Raw genomic sequence first — 20,761 nt, 5'->3', positions numbered from 1 at the left:
TGACTTAACCAAAATATCATCATACATTAAACGTCATATGTTTTATATATTAATATTAGCATAAATAAATTTATGTGTCAATTATTAATTTTATAGAATGAGCTAACCATTTTTCATGAATGACAGCCCTACAATCCCTTCTTTTCGCACTAAGAATCAGTCAAAACTTTTTCATTAAATCCAGAACGCTTATAAACATTTAACATATAATCATATAACATATGATGTTTATATGTTATCATTTATATTATTTATTGTCAATGATAACTATTCGTTAGATATTTTTTTTGTACAATTTATCCGATACGTAACGCATCCGGACAATATTATGTCATAAGATCCTATTTTTCATATTTTTTATCCTTTATGGTAATGGAATAATAGGTAAAGGAATGGTTTTTCCGTCCCCATAAGATATATACTAATACTCTGTTCATTCCAAAAGAAAACTTTTATATTTATTGATCATAAAAGTCACATCAGGTTTACCATCGTAATATTATGTTGATATAGATGAATATCTATATTAACAATTAACATTTATAAGGAGAGTAGAATATTATGAAGGAAAGACTTAGACCGGGTCCAGTGCTAGGCACACCTCCAGAAACAGGAGAAAGATTTATACCTGACCTAGTCCTAGGCACACCTCCACAATCAAGAGAAAGACTTAGACCAGGTCCGATTCAAGGATCACCTGCAATTAGAGAAGCTGTATGCATACAAACAGATAAAGTTTATGATTCATGTAGAGAAAAAGATTGCCTGGAAAACTTAAGAGTATTTTTAACCAGACGTGGTCAGGAAATTGTTGATAGAGCTATTAACGTTAAATGTAGAAAATCTGAAGTTATTTGGGTTTTCCCGGATGTAGAGGCCGTACCTTTTAATAGGGGTTTCTTTACTGTAAGTGTGAAATTCTTCTTCAGAATTACATTAGATGTATTTACAGGTGTTGGAGCACCTACACCTGTAGAAGGCGTGGCAACTTTTGACAAGACCGTTATACTCTTCGGCTCTGAAGGAAAAGCAAGAATATTTGAATCTAAATTCAAAGAAGATGCTTTTGATCCGCAGCTTTGTTCAAAAACCAACCTTCCAAAAGCTAAGGTTGAAGTTGTTGACCCAATTTGTCTGGCAGCAAAATTAGTTGATATTACCGACAGATTGTTTGAGACAGATGAATTCGACTTGGCAGGAGTACCTGAAAGTGTTTCCAATTGCTTCGATGATGAACTAGCAGCTGGAGTAGAGAGAAAAAGAGTTTTTGTTTCACTAGGATTGTTTACTATTATCAAGCTTGAAAGAAATGTTCAACTTCTTATTCCGGCATTTGATTTCTGTATTCCGGAAAGAGAATGTATTGCGGCTACGGAAGATAATCCTTGTGAATTGTTCGAAAGAATTAGATTTCCTACTGATGAATTCTTCCCACCTCAAAGAGAAGATTTTGCAGGCGCAGAAGATGTATTTAAGAATCCGAATTCTTGCAGATAAAAATATAGGCCACAAAACAGTGGACCACTGGAAAAGTGCCCTTGGAACATTGTGAAAAAGTCGTAGGTATAAGAAAAAACCTGCGGCTTTTTCTTATACAGATATCAGATGACCCAGGATATATAAATCAAATCCCAGATCATCTTTTTTATTGCATTATCAGGCACCCCCTATGAAAGTCGGCTTATTTTTAAGAGTGTTATTGAATAATCACAGCTTTTTTTTCTTTTAAATCACTCATATTATTTGCTTTAATCATTCCTTTAGATAAAGTATAGATGATATCATCAATATACAGGATTCTTTCCACGTTGCGTTCGCTATTATACCAATAATTACCTGACTTCAGGTAGTCTTCTTCTGTCAAGTGCGTAATCCTTCCTTTTAAACGGAATCCGTTCTCAATACCTATATTGTAAATATAAGCACCTTGAAAAGTAAATTCACCATATTGAGGAAATCCTTGGTGCTTACCCTCACTCGTATCTCTTGCCTCTTTTAGAGTAACGGGAAATGCAAGCAAGTTCTTTTCTTTTGAGAACAGCAATGCTTTATGATTTCTCAGCAATTCTGAGTCTGTTCCCCGATCCCCTATATATTCAGCAAACTTTTCTTTAGGATTGTTTACATCACTAACATCAAAAAGTGCCATTTTTAATCCCTGATAAAACGCCCCGGTAGATAATTCTACCGTATCTTTTCCGAAACCAATGATATGGTTTTCATCATAGGGATGTAAATAATCACTGTACCCCGGGATTTTCAAAGCCCCCAGGATCGACGGCTTCTTTGGATTTTTCAAGTCTATTACAAAGAGCGGATCGACCTTTTTAAACGTCACGACGTACGCCCTGTCGCCCATAAATCTCACAGAATAAATCTTTTCGCCGGGAGCGACATCTTCAAGCTTCCCGACAATATTTAATGTCTCATCAAGTACATATACATTATTTTTGGAAGTATATTCATCATTTCTCCACTCATCCCCTTTTGTGGTCGCAATCCTGAAATAGTCTTTACTTTCATCCATTGAGAATTGATTCAATACCGTTCCGGGGACTTCTCCCTTGCTTAGATAAGTGATACTGCCATCATTTAAAGAGAACTTATAAACAAGTGTATTTAACTGCTGATAGACATAGGGTCTAATCATATCATCCTTCTCAGTATTATAGGAAGTGACCCCAATATACATGTTATCATTGGAAACATATACATTTTTACTGACACCCAAGTAAGTTGAAACTTTTATTTTTTCGTCAGACTTATCTAAATTCAGACCGGCAATGATCAAATAATTCGGATTCTCAAACTTTGGAATATACTGAATATCTTTATAATCTACGTTAATGTAGCTATTGCCAATGGCAGTGTCGCGATACCGGGGCGTACTTTTTTCCGGCTGCTGCTGAATATAGTAATAGTTAAGATACTTGTTTGTGATGAAGTATAGTGCCGTACCTATTTTTCGGGACGTCACATATTGGCCATCCAGTTCCACTTCACGAATACTGCGGATATTTTCTTTATCTGAAATATCATATATGATGGCTTTTACAGTATGCTCAACATCAGGTCTGATGATCGAAGCTTTCTTTTTAGCTGCGGCAGGATAATCTGATATATTTTTATCGTATGCAGAACCAATCACTACCAGGTGTTTATCGTCAAGGTATAGCTCTATAGGATTAAAATTCTGATCACCATAGGCAATGGTACTGACAACATTTAATTGGTCTGCAGGATAAGCCTTCGCCACTACAATACGCTGCTTGTTCACTTGATAGATATATTCTCCGTCGGTTTTCACAATATCTGCTTCGTCCACACCCTGCACCTGAATATTGGTAGTGGAGTAATCCGATGTCTTTGAACCGGATACCGGCGCAGCTTCTTTCTTTGCTTCAGGAGCGGCTCCTGTCAATGTATCCAGTGCCACAGCGGTACTAACCTCCATTTCACCATGTCTATATCCACTGTGGTTTTTCGCCTCTTCTATCAGGCTTGTCAATTTTTCATAGCTTCCTACAGCAGGCAGTACATTTACCCTGGCAATGATCTTGTCTAACAATGCTTTATCGGTATTTACGTCAAAAAGTTTTTCACGGTCACTGATTACAATCAATCCTCTATCGTAAAACACTTTCTTATCCAACGCTTCCGCCAATGCCCTTAGGGGTACGAGCGTCCTTCCATTCGCTTCCTCTGCAGGAACTTCCAGCAAAATGGTTTTATCATTCACTTTCATAATTTTACTTCCCAATATCATCCGTATATCCTTGCTGCCTAAAGATATTTTGATTTCTGAAGTGTTTTCATTCCAGTCTACATTGGCACTCAGGCTCTCTGAAATAAACCGTACCGGCACAAGCGCCCTTCCTTCTTTCACCATAGGATATACTTCCGGATTGGCCGTATCGATATCTTTAAGCTGATTATTTATATTTGCTTTGGGACTTCCTATGTACAGTACAATAGCGTCGCTTATTCTTTCCCTAATGATTTCTTCCAGACTATTGCTTTTGTTGTCAGCATTGATAGCAGTACTGCTACCATCGGTCATGGAAAACCCTACATTGATTTGTTGAGTTGAAATCACCGCAGCCACTATCAGCAGTACGCATATGATAATACTGATCTTTTTCATTTCTCCACCCACTTTATTACATAATATTTAAGCGCTTATAAATGATTAGACATTGATTCTATTCTTTTTGTTCCATAGTATTTATATGATTGCCTACCAGTTTTTTCATGTCTTCCGGGATCTCTGAAGTAAATCTCATAGGAATCTTGCTTACAGGGTGGGTGAATTCGAGATAATAGGAATGTAATGCCTGACGATTAATTAGCTCCGGCTCTTCTTTGCCATACAGCCAGTCTCCAACAAGGGGGTATCCCATATGACTCAAATGTACCCTTATTTGATGCGTCCTGCCTGTTTTTAAAGTTAATTCAACGACAGTAAAATGATTTATTCTGTTCACTACTTTATAATATGTGACCGCCTGCCGGCCTTCAGCACTGATCATCCTCTTAATAGTACTCCCTTCCTCTCTCGCAATAGGAAGGTCGATCTTCCCTTCATCTTGATGGATGTATCCATGGGCAACGGCAATATATTTTCTTTTCAGCTCTTTGCTAATAATCTGGTCCGCTAACTGCTGGTGGGCATATTGATTTTTTGCGATGGTCATCAGACCTGAGGTGCCTTTATCAAGTCGATTCACCGGACGATACATAAAAATCTGTTCTTTCTGCTGCCAGTAATACACAACCCCATTGGCCAGCGTATTGCTGAAATTTCCTTGACTGGGATGCACCGGCATCTCCGGCGGTTTATCAACCACCATAATATCTTCATCTTCATATTGTATTTTTATATCCATGGGCGTTGGAACGATATTCTCAGAAAACTCAATAGGCATGGTAATCATCATTATATCATCTTGTTGGACGATGGCAGTAACATTGACTACTCGGCCATTGAGCGTAATTCCTTTGGTAAGTTTCAATCTATTGATGAATCTTGTTGACATTTTATAATAACCGGTTAATATTTGTTTAATGCTTTTTTCGGCCATATCTTCTTCTATTTTAAGTTCAAGTATTCTATTCAATCATGCCCACATCCTTATCATATCGTATGTATTCATAATATAACCTTTTACATTATGAATTAGTTTTGAAAGTTTAGCAAGTACATGTTATAATATTCACCATATGATAATATTTGTAATAATTAAAATTTCTGGAGGTTACCTATGATAAATACATTTTTATTTGACTTGGACGGAACGCTTCTTCCTCTGGACATGGACCGGTTTATGAAATTATATTTTGATGAACTTGGAAAATGTTTTAGTGATATGATTTCACCGGAGGTATTGTATAAGTACATTTGGGAATCAACCGAAGCCATGGTCACTAATACCGATTATCGGACAAATGAAGAGGTTTTCATGGATAAGTTCTCTTCCCTTATAGATGGGAATATCGAAACTTACCAGAGCCGTTTCGATGCGTTTTATGATCATGAGTTTTTAAATGTGAAAGCCTCTGTTCAAAGCATGCCGCTGATTAAAGAATGTATTAGCATCTTAAAAGAAAAAAGCTATGAGCTTGTAGTTGCAACCAATCCCCTATTTCCTAAAAAAGCGATCTTGCATAGAATTGTATGGGCGGGACTTGATCCTAAAGATTTTACATATATCACATCCTATGAAAATAATCATTACTGCAAGCCGCAAATAAAATACTATGAAGAAATATTAAATGAAATAAAAAAATCTCCTGAGCAGTGCATCATGGTAGGTAACGATGTACAGGAAGATCTTATTGCTTCTAAATTAGGGGTTAAAACATATCTGATTACAGATAATATGATCCACAGGTCTAAAAACGATTTTATAACTGATTATAAAGGGACTTATCAGGAATTTTATGATTATGTGTGCGGTTTGGATCCGGTATCTGATACCTTAACATGAATAAAAGGAGATTGTCCTATGACGGACTTTCTCCTTTTAAAGTTTTAAATAGATCTATTTCGCAGCTTCTATAGCAGCTTTGAATTCTGCGATAAGTTCTTTACCGATTTCATTTTCAAATTGTGTATATACCGGTTGAACTGCATCCTGGAATGCTTTTTGTTGTTCCGGTGTTAATTCAGTAACGGTCATACCTGCTGCTTTCAAGTCAGCAACCATGCTCTCGGACATTTCTCTGTTCTTTGCTCTGTTAAGCTTAGCAGATTCCTGCGCTGCTTCTTCAAAGATTTTTTTGTCTTCATCGGAAAGAGATTCCCAAAGCTTTCCGCTGATCAGCATGATATGAGGTCCATATACATGACCTGTCATAGTCATATACTTCTGTACTTCATAGAATTTATTTAAGTTGATAGTAGGAACCGGGTTTTCCTGTCCATCAATTGTATGCTGCTGCATAGCGGTAAACACTTCGCTAAACGGCATTGGAGTCGGGTTTGCTCCCATCGCTTTCCATGCTGCTAAGTGAATAGGATTTTCCATCGTTCTGATTTTTAACCCTTTTACATCTTCAGGGCTTTTTACTTCTTTTGCACTGTTGGTCAAGTTTCTGAATCCATTTTCATAATATGCCAGCAAGTGTATTCCTTTTGAGTCCAGAGTATCTCCGATTTTCTTACCTACAGGACCATCAAAGATCGCATCGGCAGCTTTTGTATTCGGTACGATAAACGGAAGGTCAAATACCATGAATTCCTTAGCCATACCGGTTAATGGAGAAGCGGATGTTACCACCATTTCCAATGTACCCATCTTTACATCCTGCGTTGCCTTTACATCATCACCCAACTGGGCATTCGCGTATACTTGTATGTCATATCTGCCATCTGTCTTTTCTTCCACTATTCTTTCAAATTCCTTACTGCCAAGATACGCAGGATGCTGCTCATTGATACCATTGCTGATTTTGATGATCTTAGCGTCCTTTTTCACTTCTGCCTTTTGTTCTTGTTTTGCTTCCTGTTTTGCCTCTTGCTTCGGTTCTTCCTTAGTGGCCGGTGCCTGCTTGGAAGACAAGCAACCTGTAAACAAGGACATGGTCATCAGTGATGCTAATACCAGACTAACTACTTTTTTCTTCATAAATGAACTCCTCCTTAAAAATTGTTTTTAGTTTAATTTAACACCCTTATTATCAAAAGAGATTTTTTATCTCTTTATAATAATCACTTGTACAAATTATTGACTTACAGCATAAGGAATGAAAGTAATAAGATCCGGCACATACGTGATCAGCAAGAGTACCGATATCATCACAGCAATGAATCCCAATACCGGCGGTGTTAAATCCTTCATGGATAATTTTGATAATCCGCATCCCACAAACAGTACGTTTCCTACCGGAGGCGTAATAAGTCCTATACAAAGATTTACGACCATTACCACTCCAAAATATATCGGATCCAGGCCGAAATCGACAACGATAGGCAATAAGATAGGCCCCATAATCAGCAAAGCCGGAGTCAAATCCATTACACACCCTACCAACAGCAGCAAGATGTTGATTAAAAGCATGACGATCATTATATTATCGGATATGGACAGCAATGTATGTGCCAGCAACTGAGGTACCTGGGCTGTCGTAATCATATATCCTGCCGCAGTGGCAGCACCGCAAACCAGCATAACCACTGCCGTACTTTTTGATGAGGTAATCAAAATCTCAGGTAAATGATGTAGTTTTAATTCTTTGTATCCGAAAAATCCTACAAACAGAGCATATACTACTGCAACTACGGCTGCCTCTGTCGGAGTGAATACTCCTGATAGGATTCCTCCCATGATAATGACCGGTAAAAGAATCGCCCAAAAAGCGTTTTTTGTACTCGCCCATACTTCCTTCATGGAGGATTTGTGGTCAGATCTATATCCTTTTTTCTTAGCATGGAAATACCATACCACCATAAGCCCTAACCCTATTAACACACCAGGGATAATGCCACCCAGAAACAGCTTAACAATGGATACCCCACCGATAACACCAAAGATAATCATCGGAATACTTGGGGGTATAATGGGACCGATGGTTCCTGCCGAAACAATTAATGCAGTACTTTTTTTCTTGTCATATCCTTCCTGTTCCATGATCGGAAGTAATATAGACCCAATGGCGGTTGTATCTGCGATGGCAGAACCGGATACACCGGCAAACAGCATACTTGCCAAAACGGTTACATAGCCCAAACCACCTGTGACATGTCCCACAAGGGCCTTGGCGAAAAATACGATCCGCTTGGATATTCCTCCCACATTCATAATTTCTCCTGCCAGCACGAAAAACGGAATAGCCATCAACGCAAAGCTGTCAATACCTCTTACAATACTTTGGGTAATAATTTCAGCAGAAACGCTGTCCATGAACATCATTAACACTACCGTCGTCAGAATAAGACTGAACGCAATAGGTACATTAAGTAAAATAAAACCGAATAAAGCAACTAGAAATGCTATTAACATGTGGCTTCCTCCTTACTGAATAAAAATTTGATATGCTTGATCAATTTAAACGCTGCTTGAAGGAAAAACACAGTTCCGGATATAGGTACAATCATATAAACATATGCATAGGGCAGTGCAATCGCCGGAGACTTCCAATCCCAACTGGACATCATAATATTGTATCCGCCTTTGATCACCAAAAAGATTCCATACAACACCAGAATATCTGCTACGATCTGTATCAACTTGGCTACAGGTTTCGGAACAGCATTAATCAATACATCCAGCCCCAAATGTTCGTCTTTGATATATGCCAGATTCGCACCTAAAAACACTAGCCAGATAAACATAAATCTTGAGACTTCCTCCGTCCATGCGATGGATGCATTTAAAAAGTAACGGAATATGACATTCATAAAAACTACCACAACCATTGCCGAAAGCATTAAGCAGGTTGTAAATACTGCGGTTTTTTCCAACCCTTTATATAGCTTATCGAAGCTACCCTCACTTTTCTTCATCAAATTGCCTCCCTTTAATTTATCCCCGTCAATTCTGTATTACAAGTTTATTATACATATTAAATAATTTGTTGTCAATATGTTTATTTAATTTGTTCATTTTGCTTATATTTTCCATGGTTTTATATATTCATACATATATAATTCCGCATATTCCTAGCATCACCCAATAACATGTATTACAAGTTTTGCTATACATACGCTACAGCTATGTCTCAATGCATTTTGTAAAATACGTATTATTTTTTCATTAAGCAGAACATAATCCCGTTATATTATGATTATAATTCCTACCTAATGCCAAATAAGAAGCAGAAGAAAAAACTGAGTTTTTTTCTTCTGCTTCTTATTGTTGATTATTAAACCTCTTGATATTATGCACCACTTTCATCCGCTATATATTATTTCAATAATAACATCATTACACGTAACAAATCATTGTGATAATGTTTCGCTTACCATAACATAAAAAAGAGACCGTCGCATCTTCGACTTTCTCTATTACAGCACCATTTCTCAATTATTTTTTGCATTTTAATTCACTTTGCTATTTTTTTCACTATTCATTAACGACTCAATGGAATCCAGAATATGTTCTTCCATAATTTCCCTAGTCAGATTGCGATCCTTCTTTTTGATCGCCTCTAAAATTTTCTTATGATAATACAAACCGTGAAACTCGCCTCGATGGCAATAGATATCAACAATCGTCGCACCGAATATATCTTTTATAATATAAAAAACCTGTATAATAAAAGGATTTCCTGTCATTTCTGCTAACGCAACATGAAAATTCAAATCTTCATTACAGAACGGCTCTCCATCATCTTTATATAGCTCCATTTTTTTATATATCTTTTCAAGCTTTTCAATATCTTCATCTGTTGCCTTATCGGCTGCTAATCCAGCTGTTTCTATCTCTATTGCCTGCCTGAACTCCATCATTAGAATAGATTGCTTACCATTTAATGCCATGATCGGTATTAAAGAATTCATATAAATAGCCGGGTCTAATTCTTTAACGTATGTCCCTTCTCCTTGTCTTGCCTCAAGCAACCCTAAAGTAATCAGCTTCTGCAATGCAGCCCTGATTGAAATACGACTGACATCCAGAATACTTGATAACTCATTTTCCGACGGAATTTTTTCGCCCGGCTTCCACACACCTTTTATAATCTGATCCCTTATCCTTTCAAAAACTTGTTGGCTTATATTACTTTTTTTTATTGGTTTCATACCCTTTTTCATCCCATTCCGAATTCTATTAAAGAACAGTTCCCCGTGTCCGCTGTTTACGAAAAGACAACTCCCTCGGCGATAATTCATATTACTATTTTAAAGTTCTATATACATTACAATAACGTTTCTTCCTTAATCATTGAATAAGTGTTCGCCATTTCAAATAGTATTATATGTTATACTCACAGATTATTCAAGTGTTTGTCTAACAAAATATACTAACCAACCGCATGTTGCGGTTGGTTAGTATATAAAAATCAAGTTATCAAGACTATTATTTCGCAGCTTCTATAGCAGCTTTGAATTCTGCAATAAGTTCTTTACCGATTTCATTTTCAAATTGTGTATATACCGGCTGAACGGCATCCTGGAATGCTTTTTGTTGCTCCGGTGTTAATTCAGTAACGGTCATACCTGCTGCTTTCAAGTCAGCAACCATGCTCTCGGACATTTCTCTGTTCTTTGCTCTGTTAAGCTTAGCAGATTCCTGCGCTGCTTCTTCAAAGATTTTTTTGTCTTCATCGGAAAGAGATTCCCAAAGCTTTCCGCTGATCAGCATGATATGAGGTCCATATACATGACCTGTCATAGTCATATACTTCTGTACTTCATAGAATTTATTTAAGTTGATAGTAGGAACCGGGTTTTCCTGTCCATCAATTGTATGCTGCTGCATAGCGGTAAACACTTCGCTAAACGGCATTGGAGTCGGGTTTGCTCCCATCGCTTTCCATGCTGCTAAGTGAATAGGATTTTCCATCGTTCTGATTTTTAACCCTTTTACATCTTCAGGGCTTTTTACTTCTTTTGCACTGTTGGTCAAGTTTCTGAATCCATTTTCATAATATGCCAGCAAGTGTATTCCTTTTGAGTCCAGAGTATCTCCGATTTTCTTACCTACAGGACCATCAAAGATCGCATCGGCAGCTTTTGTATTCGGTACGATAAACGGAAGGTCAAATACCATGAATTCCTTAGCCATACCGGTTAATGGAGAAGCGGATGTTACCACCATTTCCAATGTACCCATCTTTACATCCTGCGTTGCCTTTACATCATCACCCAACTGGGCATTCGCGTATACTTGTATGTCATATCTGCCATCTGTCTTTTCTTCCACTATTCTTTCAAATTCCTTACTGCCAAGATACGCAGGATGCTGCTCATTGATACCATTGCTGATTTTGATGATCTTAGCGTCCTTTTTCACTTCTGCCTTTTGTTCTTGTTTTGCTTCCTGTTTTGCCTCTTGCTTCGGTTCTTCCTTAGTGGCCGGTGCCTGCTTGGAAGACAAGCAACCTGTAAACAAGGATGCGGTCATCATTGATACTAATACCAGACTAACTACTTTTTTCTTCATAAATGAGTTCCTCCTTAAAATTTTGTTTTTAATAGATACAAAGTCTGCACCCATTATATTTCATGGCTTTTCAGCCTGAAATTCTTAATTATTTTCTCTATGTGGCTGCCCATTTTCCAATTGCCCTGGATCTATTTAACAATATTAATATTTGATTAGCAGATTCCAACCACTTTCAATAAATTGTGTTGCTGTTCTGTTTACCGGACCATAGGTAATAAATTCATCAGGTGTCATATACCATCTTCATTATATTACTTCATAAATCTTTCTTTTCAGGCAGTCCGTTTTTACTCCAGCCACCATCTACAAATAATGTTTGCCCTACCATTCCGCTTGAATCATCTGACGCTAAGAAACAAACCGCATTTGCTATTTCTTCAGTTTCCAGAAGTCTTTTGCCAGGTACGATGGTCAATATCTCATCAATATTGATAATTCCTTCTGTGATTCCTTGTTTTACCATATCAGTAGCAACATATCCAGGAGCTACGGCGTTAATTCTGATACCAAATCTTGCCCATTCGACACCTAGTGTTCCTACCAATCCATTTACTGCCGCTTTTGAGATATTGTACAAGGACCTCTTGCTTGTATACTCCGTTGAGTTTGCGGATGAAATACATACAATAACTCCTTTTCCCTTTGGAATCATCACCTTTGCAGCTGCAGTAGAAGCGAAATAAAGTGCTTTTAGATTAATTCCCATTAATTTATCCCATTCCGCTTCTTCGAAATCTACAGCCCATTTTCTAATTTGAATACCCGCATTGTTTACCAAAATATCTAATGTTCCGTATTTTTTTACAACATAGTCCATCATATTGCTTATTTGTTGGACACTCTCTAAATTAACTAAAAAATAATCAGCTTCATATCCCTGAGATTTAAATTCTTCAACTGTATTTTTCATTTCATCCTCAAGAATATCAGCAATAACTACAGTTACTCCTTCTTCCAACAACCTCTTAGCCATTGCTTTGCCTAAACCTTTGGCTCCGCCTGTCACAATTGCGATTTTTCCTTCTAAATTTTTCATTTTATCGCCTTCCTAGTAGATTATTTACTTACAGCATAAGGAATGAAAGTAATAAGATCCGGTACATACGTGATCAGCATTAGTACCGCTACCATCACAGCAATGAATCCCAATACCGGCGGTGTCAAATCCTTCATGGATAATTTTGATAATCCGCATCCTACAAACAGTACGTTTCCTACCGGAGGCGTAATCAGTCCTATACAAAGATTTACTACCATGACCACCCCGAAATATATCGGATCCAGGCCGAAATCGACAACGATAGGCAATAAGATAGGCCCCATAATCAGCAAAGCCGGAGTCAAATCCATTACACACCCTACCAACAGCAGCAAGATGTTGATTAAAAGCATGACGATCATTATATTATCGGATATGGACAGCAATGTATGTGCCAGCAACTGAGGTACCTGGGCTGTCGTAATCATATATCCTGCCGCAGTGGCAGCACCGCAAACCAGCATAACCACTGCCGTACTTTTTGATGAGGTAATCAAAATCTCAGGTAAATGATGTAGTTTTAATTCTTTGTATCCGAAAAATCCTACAAACAGAGCATATACTACTGCAACTACGGCTGCCTCTGTCGGAGTGAATACTCCTGATAGGATTCCTCCCATGATAATGACCGGTAAAAGAATCGCCCAAAAAGCGTTTTTTGTACTCGCCCATACTTCCTTCATGGAGGATTTGTGGTCAGATCTATATCCTTTTTTCTTAGCATGGAAATACCATACCACCATAAGCCCTAACCCTATTAACACACCAGGGATAATGCCACCCAGAAACAGCTTAACAATGGATACCCCACCGATAACACCAAAGATAATCATCGGAATACTTGGGGGTATAATGGGACCGATGGTTCCTGCCGAAACAATTAATGCAGTACTTTTTTTCTTGTCATATCCTTCCTGTTCCATGATCGGAAGTAATATAGACCCAATGGCGGTTGTATCTGCGATGGCAGAACCGGATACACCGGCAAACAGCATACTTGCCAAAACGGTTACATAGCCCAAACCACCTGTGACATGTCCCACAAGGGCCTTGGCGAAAAATACGATCCGCTTGGATATTCCTCCCACATTCATAATTTCTCCTGCCAGCACGAAAAACGGAATAGCCATCAACGCAAAGCTGTCAATACCTCTTACAATACTTTGGGTAATAATTTCAGCAGAAACGCTGTCCATGAACATCATTAACACTACCGTCGTCAGAATAAGACTGAACGCAATAGGTACATTAAGTAAAATAAAACCGAATAAAGCAACTAGAAATGCTATTAACATGTGGCTTCCTCCTTACTGAATAAAAATTTGATATGCTTGATCAATTTAAACGCTGCTTGAAGGAAAAACACAGTTCCGGATATAGGTACAATCATATAAACATATGCATAGGGCAGTGCAATCGCCGGAGACTTCCAATCCCAACTGGACATCATAATATTGTATCCGCCTTTGATCACCAAAAAGATTCCATACAACACCAGAATATCTGCTACGATCTGTATCAACTTGGCTACAGGTTTCGGAACAGCATTAATCAATACATCCAGCCCCAAATGTTCGTCTTTGATATATGCCAGATTCGCACCTAAAAACACTAGCCAGATAAACATAAATCTTGAGACTTCCTCCGTCCATGCGATGGATGCATTTAAAAAGTAACGGAATATGACATTCATAAAAACTACCACAACCATTGCCGAAAGCATTAAGCAGGTTGTAAATACTGCGGTTTTTTCCAACCCTTTATATAGCTTATCGAAGCTACCTTCACTTTTCTTCATGAAATGACCTCCTTTTTTATCTATATATTAGTACTTATGTTATGGATATCAAAATTGGCATGCGGATAATAATTATTAGTTAATCAATAGGTGTCAATACAATTTTAAGCCCTTCCTTCGACTCAATCAATTCAAACCCTTCATGCCATTTATCCAACGGCAGTTCATGAGTGATAAAATCATTAAGATCCACAGCTTTTTGACTCATCAAAACAAGACATTGCTCCCACACATCCCAGTTATGACTGAATGTAAAGTTTACCGTTACAGCTTTGGTTATCAATGGGTCTAATGAAAAATCAACCGGTTTGGGACCCCAACCTATTTTATTAATTTCACCGCATGGTTTCACAACATCCACGGCTAATTTAAATGTAGGAGAGAATCCGGCTGTATCTACTACGAGATCGGCTCCATAGCCATCTCTCATCCCTTTAATAACAGGGATAGGATCTTCTTTTGAACTATTGATGGTAACGGTTGCACCAAGCTTCTTAGCCAACTCCAACCTTCCTTCATCACCATCAGTACCAATGACGATGATATCTGAAGCACCAACAATACTTGCGATCTTAGTACAAAGCAATCCAATCGGACCAGGACCAATAATAACTACTAAATCGCCCGGCTTGATTTTTGAATGTTTTACCAACGAGCTGTAGGCCACGCACAGCGGCTCTGTAAGTGATGCTTCCTTAAGACTTACATTATCAGGTACACGGTGTAAGATTCTACTGGGAACTTTTACATATTTTGCAAATGCACCATCGGTATGGAATCCATAACCTTTTCTTTCACGGCAAACGTGATAATTATTTGTACGGCACAAGATGCATTCTCCGCAGTAATCCGCATGCGTTTCCGCCGTTACTCTGTCTCCTACTTTATACCCTTGAACGTTTTCACCAATCTTTTCGATAGTACCCGAAAATTCATGTCCGAGAATTAACGGAACATTCACTTTATACGTTACTTTGTTATGATGCATATGTGGGTCACTTCCACAAATCCCAATATAGGCAACTTTTACGAGCACATCATTTGGTCCTATTTCAGGAATGGGAACTTCCCTCAACTCGGTTGCACCATCCACATTGTCATATTTTACTACCGCTTTCATCATAGATACTCCCCCTTAATATTAGTGATACTTAGTGAAAATAGAATAGAAAATTATAAATTGATAAAGTAAAAGAATAAAAACATTAGTGATATTATGTATGTTGTATTACAACTGTTATTATATATTATTAACAGTTACATGTCAATATAATTCAAATATTTTATTGGTTTTATATAAAACCAATAAAATATTTGTCTAACTTCATTTTTGATTCTCTAGAGAGTTCTTTAAAGATTGTATCGAATCCAAAATATGTTCTTCCATAATTTTTTTTGTAAGATTGCTGTCTCTCGTTCTAAGTGCATCTAGAATTTTTTTATGGTAATACAAACCGCGAGATTGACCTTGATGCCGGTTTATATCAACGACAGCCGCACCTAAGATATCTTTTACCACATGGAAAACTTGTACTATAAATGGATTTCTTGACATTTGTGCTATTGCAAGATGAAAATTCAAATCTTCAATAAGAAAAGGAGCACGGTCATCCTTATACAATTCCATCTTCTTGTATATTTTCTCTAGATTATTAATATCTTCATCTGTTGCTTTGTCTGCTGCGAGTCCCGCTGTTTCTATCTCTATTGATCTTCTAAACTCCATCATCAGCATAGAACGCTCGCCATTTAGAGCCATGACAGGCATTAAGGAGTTCATATAATTAGATGAATCCAGCTCTTTTACATATGTCCCTTCTCCTTGTTTTGCTTCAAGCAAGCCTAAAGTGGTCAATTTCTGCAATGCAGCCCTAACTGAAATACGACTGACATTCAGAATATTTGCCAACTCATTTTCTGAAGGAATTTTTTCGCCGGGTTTCCATATGCCTCTAATGATTTCATTTCTTATACGTTCAAAAACCTGCTGACTTATATTACTTTTTCTAATTGGCTTCATACTAATATTCTCACCCATCCAAAGTTAATCACATACCAATGTATAATTGTTAGAATAGACTTCTGTTCATATTAAAACTCGTATATTTTTCTTCTTTCCAATAATGCTTCTGACATATTTTTATTTCTTAAGCATACTTTCAACCGCATCAACAATCGCTGCTGAAGTCAAACCATAACATTCAAGCAATTCGTCATAATTTGACGCCGAAGTTCCAAAACAATCTTTCACACCCACAAATTCAATAGGTATAGCAGTTCCTCTTAACGCTTCTGCGATCGCACTACCCAGACCACCTATAATAGAGTGTTCTTCTGCTGTAACCACAGCTTTGCATCCTTTTGACAGTTCAATAATACCATCCTGATCTAAAGGCTTAATGGTACTTACATTGACCACTTTTGCCGATACGCCTTCTTTTTCAAGCTGTTCTGCCGCTTCCATCGCTTTTGAAACCATTACGCCATTTGCAAAGATGACAACATCTTTTCCATCTTTAATTTGATATAATTTACCGATTTCATACGTTTGTGCTTCATCAGTATACAATGGTAGATCATTTCTATTTATTCTAATATACACAGGTCCCGGATAGCTTGCCATTGCTTTAACCATCTTTTTTGTTTCTATTGCGTCTACCGGTACCAGAACAGTCATGTTGGGTATTGCTCTCATCACCGCCATATCCTCTATAGCCTGATGTGTAGAACCATCTCCAAAGTCAGACAGTCCTGAGCTTGAACCGCATATTTTTACATTCAGCTTTGCAATAGAGATAGTCTGTCTCAATTGGTCATAGGCCCTTCCCATTGCAAATATTGCAAACGTACTGATAAAAGGAATTTTTCCTGTTAGTGATAGTCCTGCTGCAGTAGATGCCATATTTTGCTCAGCGATCCCCATTTCAAAATATCTTTCCGGAAATTCACTTTCAAACATACACGACATTGTTGATTTTCCTAAATCAGCTTCTAAAGCTACAATGTTTTTATTTTCTTTTCCAAGTTCAACCAACGTTTCACCATAGGCTACTCTTTGACTTTTTGTACTCATTTCTCTCACCTCACACTTTTAACTTTTCTAAATCTTTTATTGCGGTACTATACTGTTCTTCGGTCATTGAACCATTATGGAACGCAGCATTATTCTCTGCAAATGAAAAACATTTCCCTTTTACGGTTTCAGCAATAATCACCGTAGGTTTGCCTTTTATTTCATCAGCTTTATCCAGTGCTTCAATAATTTGGCCCATATCATGTCCATCAATTGCAATAACATTCCAACCAAATGCTGCCCATTTTTCCGGTATCGGATTTGTATTAAATCTATCAGTGATCGCACCGGTCGCCTGCAATCTGTTTCTATCTAGGATGGCTACCAAATTATCAATCTTAAAATTAGCTGCCGCCATTGCAGCTTCCCAGATTTGTCCTTCTGCCAGTTCCCCATCACCTAGAATAACATATACTTTATTGTTACCTCCATCTAGCTTCAGCCCTAGCGCCATCCCGTTGGCGATGGATAACCCTTGCCCAAGAGACCCGGTATTTGCTTCTATTCCCGGTGTTTTGGTCATATCCGGATGTCCCTGAAGTTTTGCGCCAAGTGTTTTTACCTTTTTAAGCTCTTCTTTTGGAAAATATCCGGCCTCGGCAAGTGCTGCATATTGTACTAACGCCGCATGACCCTTACTTAACAAAAACCTGTCTCGCTCTGCCATACTAGGGTTCTGAGGATCATGTTTCATCTTGTAAAAATATAGTGCAGCCACAATATCAGCACATGAACTAGAGCCTCCCAAATGGCCTACCTTACCAACACCAATCATATCTGCAATATTCCTTCTTAATTGAAGCGCCTTATCTTCAATTGACTTTATAATATCTTTTGATACCATAATCATCCCTTCTTTCAATAAAGTAATATAATTTCATTTAAACAATTAATAAATGTTAATAAAAATTTGAAGCCTTCGTCACCATCAGTGCCAATATGGATATTTTCTATGAGCCTTAGTTTTAATGTTTTGCAGAATAAGCCAAGATCTTGTTTTTGATAGGTTGATCCTATTTAAAGGTATTTCGTAATATGTAAGTTGTATTACATATTACATTGTATATTTTAGATAACTATTTGTCAATACATTTTTATAAAATTATTTATTTAACACAAATTTATTCTTTATCCTGGTTTTTTATTACAAATAATAATTAAAGAAGCAGAAGGCAAATCCGTCTGCCTTCTGCTTCTTTATTATTATTATTCACATTTTCATTTCTCTTGTTAAATCTTTGCTATTCTATTGGTTCGCTTACTATTACAGACCAATGCTTACCTCGATAAGCATTATAACCTTTTGTATGTGCATAACCAAATAAATGCATTTTTCCGCTTTTGTCTTTTTCTATTGTATAACCGTACTCCTCACCTTTTGTAACCACCTGAACAGCCTTTAAATGATTAAGGTTTTCTTTCAGGATATCGCTGTGGTTATTTGAACCTATAACGACCCCCTCTTTATTAATGACATAAATTTTTCCGTTTTCACCGATTTTAGCATTTTCGATAATGTCATAGATGAATTCCCAGTTAAAAAACGTGATAAATACGCCTATCATTTCACCGTGGTCATTTCTCACGGGGCACGCATATGAAATCGTGTATTTCCCTAAATCTTCAGAGTAATACATATCGGTAACATAAACCTTTTGTTCTTGTTTAATGACTTTGAACCACTGACTTTCACCCCGGTTTACTCCAACCAGCTCCTGGTCACCGGCTGCTGCTACCACGTCTCCCTGGATATTTAACAATAATAAGTTATGATAAACCTCGTATATATCCAAAATATTTTTCATTAATTTAGTGGCTCTTTCATAGTTTTCCGGACCGGGCTCTTCCAATGCCTTTTTAATAGAACCGAAAGTAGCCCACGCTTGAACGTCACAATTTCTTTCAAATAGATTTCTATCAATTTTATCTATAACATCAAACGCGACATCTGCTGTCCTTACAGCTATAACTTCATTGGCCTTCTCTTGGATATTGGCTACCAATGCATTACTTTTCTTATTTGCTTCAGTACTTTTTTCAGCTAATTTCTTAATTTCATTCGCTACTATACTAAATCCTCTTCCCGCTTCTCCCGCTCTTGCGGCCTCAATCGCCGAATTTAAAGATATCAGTTTGGTTTGCGATGTGATTTGTTCAATATTTTTCACAACATCACCCATATCTTTATTTGCTTTCTTCAATTCATTTAGAAGACGAGATACATTTAAATTGCTTTTTCCAAACGCCAAAACAATCCCCTCCTTACCGATATAAATACTATAGTTATTAGCGACATTAATACCCACTATTATTTTAAACCGCAATCATTGCCACTTAATATGTATAATAGTATTCTACAACATCATCCGACTTTTTTCAACAAATGCTTTCAAAAAACTTCCAAGCCTATAGGACAGTGATCCGATCCCAATACATCCGGATATATGATGGCATCTTTCAAGTCAGCTTTCAAACTTGGTGAAACACAAAAATAATCTATACGCCACCCTGCGTTATTGGCCCTTGCATTAAACATATATGACCACCATGTATATGCACCTGTTTGATCAGGATAAAAATATCTAAAGGTATCGATAAATCCTTGATTTACCAATTCATCAAACTTACCTCTTTCTTCATCGGTAAATCCCGCATTTTTTCTATTGGTATCCGGATTTTTCAAGTCAATTTCTTTATGCGCTACATTTAAATCCCCACAAAAAATCACCGGCTTTGATTTTTCCAATTGTTTCAAATAACTCAAAAAATCCTCTTCCCACTTCATCCTGTATTCAATACGAGCAAGTCCCCTTTGAGAGTTCGGGGTATAGACCGTGACAAGAAAAAACCCTTCAAATTCCAAGGTAATCACTCTGCCTTCATGGTCATGCTCATCTTTTCCAATACCATAAATCGCTTTTAAAGGTTCTTTTTTAGTAAATACCGCTGTACCTGAATAACCTTTTTTATCGGCATAATTCCAATATTGATGATATTCTTTCAAATCAAGTTCTATTTGACCTTCCTGCACTTTTGTTTCCTGCAGGCAAAAGATATCTGCATTTTCACTTTCAAAAAAACTCATAAAACCTTTCTTCATACATGCACGAATGCCATTTACATTCCATGATATAAGCTTCATATGCTTTAACCTCCAACACTTATTGTCTATAGTTTTATATCCATTATATCATTCTGTCGTTTTTTCCGAAATCAAAAATGATGAGAATAATTATTTTGTTTAC

18 protein-coding genes are annotated in these 20,761 nt (G+C 37.3%); 2 read left to right on the top strand and 16 right to left on the bottom strand.

Going from position 1 to position 20,761, the window contains the following annotated elements:
• Nucleotides 1-561: 561 nt before the first annotated feature.
• Nucleotides 562-1,497 carry a hypothetical protein gene (locus QKW49_RS00990; protein ID WP_282865732.1) on the top strand — a complete coding sequence of 312 codons (936 nt, stop codon included), beginning with the start codon at nucleotides 562-564 and terminating at the stop codon, nucleotides 1,495-1,497.
• A 199-nt stretch (nucleotides 1,498-1,696) separates the two neighbouring features.
• On the opposite strand, the gene QKW49_RS00985 is transcribed toward QKW49_RS00990, so the two are convergent.
• Both QKW49_RS00985 and QKW49_RS00980 read right to left on the bottom strand, forming a co-directional pair.
• A complete protein-coding gene (locus tag QKW49_RS00985; protein ID WP_282865731.1) occupies nucleotides 1,697-4,144 on the bottom strand; it encodes a beta-propeller domain-containing protein in 2,448 nt (815 codons plus the stop codon).
• A 58-nt stretch (nucleotides 4,145-4,202) separates the two neighbouring features.
• On the bottom strand, nucleotides 4,203-5,117 hold the full coding sequence (locus QKW49_RS00980; RefSeq protein ID WP_282865730.1) for an RluA family pseudouridine synthase: 915 nt from the start codon (nucleotides 5,115-5,117) through the stop codon (nucleotides 4,203-4,205).
• Between the two features lie 144 nt (nucleotides 5,118-5,261).
• On the opposite strand from QKW49_RS00980, the gene QKW49_RS00975 reads away from it, so the two are divergent.
• Nucleotides 5,262-5,987 carry an HAD family hydrolase gene (locus tag QKW49_RS00975; RefSeq protein WP_282865729.1) on the top strand — a complete coding sequence of 242 codons (726 nt, stop codon included), beginning with the start codon at nucleotides 5,262-5,264 and terminating at the stop codon, nucleotides 5,985-5,987.
• 54 nt (nucleotides 5,988-6,041) lie between these two features.
• On the opposite strand, the gene QKW49_RS00970 is transcribed toward QKW49_RS00975, so the two are convergent.
• The 14 genes from QKW49_RS00970 to QKW49_RS00905 form a co-directional block, all read right to left on the bottom strand.
• Nucleotides 6,042-7,127 carry a TRAP transporter substrate-binding protein gene (locus QKW49_RS00970; RefSeq protein ID WP_282865728.1) on the bottom strand — a complete coding sequence of 362 codons (1,086 nt, stop codon included), beginning with the start codon at nucleotides 7,125-7,127 and terminating at the stop codon, nucleotides 6,042-6,044.
• A gap of 96 nt (nucleotides 7,128-7,223) precedes the next feature.
• Complete coding sequence (locus QKW49_RS00965) at nucleotides 7,224-8,501, bottom strand: TRAP transporter large permease (RefSeq protein WP_282865727.1); 1,278 nt, start codon at nucleotides 8,499-8,501, stop codon at nucleotides 7,224-7,226.
• Complete coding sequence (locus QKW49_RS00960; RefSeq protein ID WP_282865722.1) at nucleotides 8,495-9,004, bottom strand: TRAP transporter small permease; 510 nt, start codon at nucleotides 9,002-9,004, stop codon at nucleotides 8,495-8,497. The genes QKW49_RS00965 and QKW49_RS00960 overlap by 7 nt, the downstream gene beginning before the upstream one ends.
• 534 nt (nucleotides 9,005-9,538) lie before the next feature.
• Nucleotides 9,539-10,240: a FadR/GntR family transcriptional regulator gene (locus tag QKW49_RS00955; protein ID WP_282865726.1), complete on the bottom strand. Its 702-nt coding sequence runs from the start codon at nucleotides 10,238-10,240 to the stop codon at nucleotides 9,539-9,541.
• A gap of 277 nt (nucleotides 10,241-10,517) precedes the next feature.
• Nucleotides 10,518-11,603, bottom strand: coding sequence for a TRAP transporter substrate-binding protein (locus QKW49_RS00950; RefSeq protein ID WP_282865725.1), 1,086 nt, complete (start codon nucleotides 11,601-11,603; stop codon nucleotides 10,518-10,520).
• Nucleotides 11,604-11,862: 259 nt separating this feature from the next.
• Nucleotides 11,863-12,642: an SDR family oxidoreductase gene (locus QKW49_RS00945; protein ID WP_282865724.1), complete on the bottom strand. Its 780-nt coding sequence runs from the start codon at nucleotides 12,640-12,642 to the stop codon at nucleotides 11,863-11,865.
• Nucleotides 12,643-12,662: 20 nt separating this feature from the next.
• The gene (locus QKW49_RS00940; RefSeq protein WP_282865723.1) at nucleotides 12,663-13,940 is read right to left on the bottom strand and encodes a TRAP transporter large permease; all 1,278 of its coding nucleotides are present in this window, start codon (nucleotides 13,938-13,940) and stop codon (nucleotides 12,663-12,665) included.
• Nucleotides 13,934-14,443, bottom strand: coding sequence for a TRAP transporter small permease (locus QKW49_RS00935; RefSeq protein WP_282865722.1), 510 nt, complete (start codon nucleotides 14,441-14,443; stop codon nucleotides 13,934-13,936). Before QKW49_RS00935 ends, QKW49_RS00940 begins: the two co-directional genes overlap by 7 nt.
• Nucleotides 14,444-14,522: 79 nt before the next feature.
• Nucleotides 14,523-15,566: a zinc-binding dehydrogenase gene (locus tag QKW49_RS00930; protein WP_282865721.1), complete on the bottom strand. Its 1,044-nt coding sequence runs from the start codon at nucleotides 15,564-15,566 to the stop codon at nucleotides 14,523-14,525.
• 201 nt (nucleotides 15,567-15,767) lie between these two features.
• Nucleotides 15,768-16,463 carry a FadR/GntR family transcriptional regulator gene (locus tag QKW49_RS00925; RefSeq protein ID WP_282865720.1) on the bottom strand — a complete coding sequence of 232 codons (696 nt, stop codon included), beginning with the start codon at nucleotides 16,461-16,463 and terminating at the stop codon, nucleotides 15,768-15,770.
• Between the two features lie 120 nt (nucleotides 16,464-16,583).
• Entirely contained in the window at nucleotides 16,584-17,516 is a 933-nt protein-coding gene (locus QKW49_RS00920) for a transketolase family protein (protein ID WP_282865719.1), read from the bottom strand.
• Between the two features lie 10 nt (nucleotides 17,517-17,526).
• Nucleotides 17,527-18,360 (bottom strand): transketolase, encoded by an 834-nt coding sequence (locus tag QKW49_RS00915; RefSeq protein ID WP_282865718.1) that lies wholly within the window; start codon nucleotides 18,358-18,360, stop codon nucleotides 17,527-17,529.
• A 397-nt stretch (nucleotides 18,361-18,757) separates the two neighbouring features.
• Nucleotides 18,758-19,765 (bottom strand): methyl-accepting chemotaxis protein, encoded by a 1,008-nt coding sequence (locus tag QKW49_RS00910; protein ID WP_282865717.1) that lies wholly within the window; start codon nucleotides 19,763-19,765, stop codon nucleotides 18,758-18,760.
• Nucleotides 19,766-19,905: 140 nt separating this feature from the next.
• Nucleotides 19,906-20,658, bottom strand: coding sequence for an exodeoxyribonuclease III (locus tag QKW49_RS00905; RefSeq protein ID WP_282865716.1), 753 nt, complete (start codon nucleotides 20,656-20,658; stop codon nucleotides 19,906-19,908).
• Nucleotides 20,659-20,761: the final 103 nt, after the last annotated feature.

This window comes from Petroclostridium sp. X23 (genome assembly GCF_030013905.1).
Lineage (GTDB): Bacteria > Bacillota > Clostridia > SK-Y3 > SK-Y3 > X23.
This window is presented reverse-complemented; position numbering and strand designations above follow the sequence as displayed.

Bases quoted from the DNA above. Each gene is read 5' to 3' on its own strand.
- QKW49_RS00990 (WP_282865732.1), top strand. From the start codon at position 562: ATGAAGGAAAGACTTAGACCGGGTCCAGTGCTAGGCACACCTCCAGAA.
- QKW49_RS00985 (WP_282865731.1), bottom strand. From the start codon at position 4,144: ATGAAAAAGATCAGTATTATCATATGCGTACTGCTGATAGTGGCTGCG.
- QKW49_RS00975 (WP_282865729.1), top strand. From the start codon at position 5,262: ATGATAAATACATTTTTATTTGACTTGGACGGAACGCTTCTTCCTCTG.
- QKW49_RS00970 (WP_282865728.1), bottom strand. From the start codon at position 7,127: ATGAAGAAAAAAGTAGTTAGTCTGGTATTAGCATCACTGATGACCATG.
- QKW49_RS00965 (WP_282865727.1), bottom strand. From the start codon at position 8,501: ATGTTAATAGCATTTCTAGTTGCTTTATTCGGTTTTATTTTACTTAAT.
- QKW49_RS00960 (WP_282865722.1), bottom strand. From the start codon at position 9,004: ATGAAGAAAAGTGAGGGTAGCTTCGATAAGCTATATAAAGGGTTGGAA.
- QKW49_RS00955 (WP_282865726.1), bottom strand. From the start codon at position 10,240: ATGAAACCAATAAAAAAAAGTAATATAAGCCAACAAGTTTTTGAAAGG.
- QKW49_RS00950 (WP_282865725.1), bottom strand. From the start codon at position 11,603: ATGAAGAAAAAAGTAGTTAGTCTGGTATTAGTATCAATGATGACCGCA.
- QKW49_RS00945 (WP_282865724.1), bottom strand. From the start codon at position 12,642: ATGAAAAATTTAGAAGGAAAAATCGCAATTGTGACAGGCGGAGCCAAA.
- QKW49_RS00940 (WP_282865723.1), bottom strand. From the start codon at position 13,940: ATGTTAATAGCATTTCTAGTTGCTTTATTCGGTTTTATTTTACTTAAT.
- QKW49_RS00935 (WP_282865722.1), bottom strand. From the start codon at position 14,443: ATGAAGAAAAGTGAAGGTAGCTTCGATAAGCTATATAAAGGGTTGGAA.
- QKW49_RS00930 (WP_282865721.1), bottom strand. From the start codon at position 15,566: ATGATGAAAGCGGTAGTAAAATATGACAATGTGGATGGTGCAACCGAG.
- QKW49_RS00925 (WP_282865720.1), bottom strand. From the start codon at position 16,463: ATGAAGCCAATTAGAAAAAGTAATATAAGTCAGCAGGTTTTTGAACGT.
- QKW49_RS00920 (WP_282865719.1), bottom strand. From the start codon at position 17,516: ATGAGTACAAAAAGTCAAAGAGTAGCCTATGGTGAAACGTTGGTTGAA.
- QKW49_RS00915 (WP_282865718.1), bottom strand. From the start codon at position 18,360: ATGGTATCAAAAGATATTATAAAGTCAATTGAAGATAAGGCGCTTCAA.
- QKW49_RS00905 (WP_282865716.1), bottom strand. From the start codon at position 20,658: ATGAAGCTTATATCATGGAATGTAAATGGCATTCGTGCATGTATGAAG.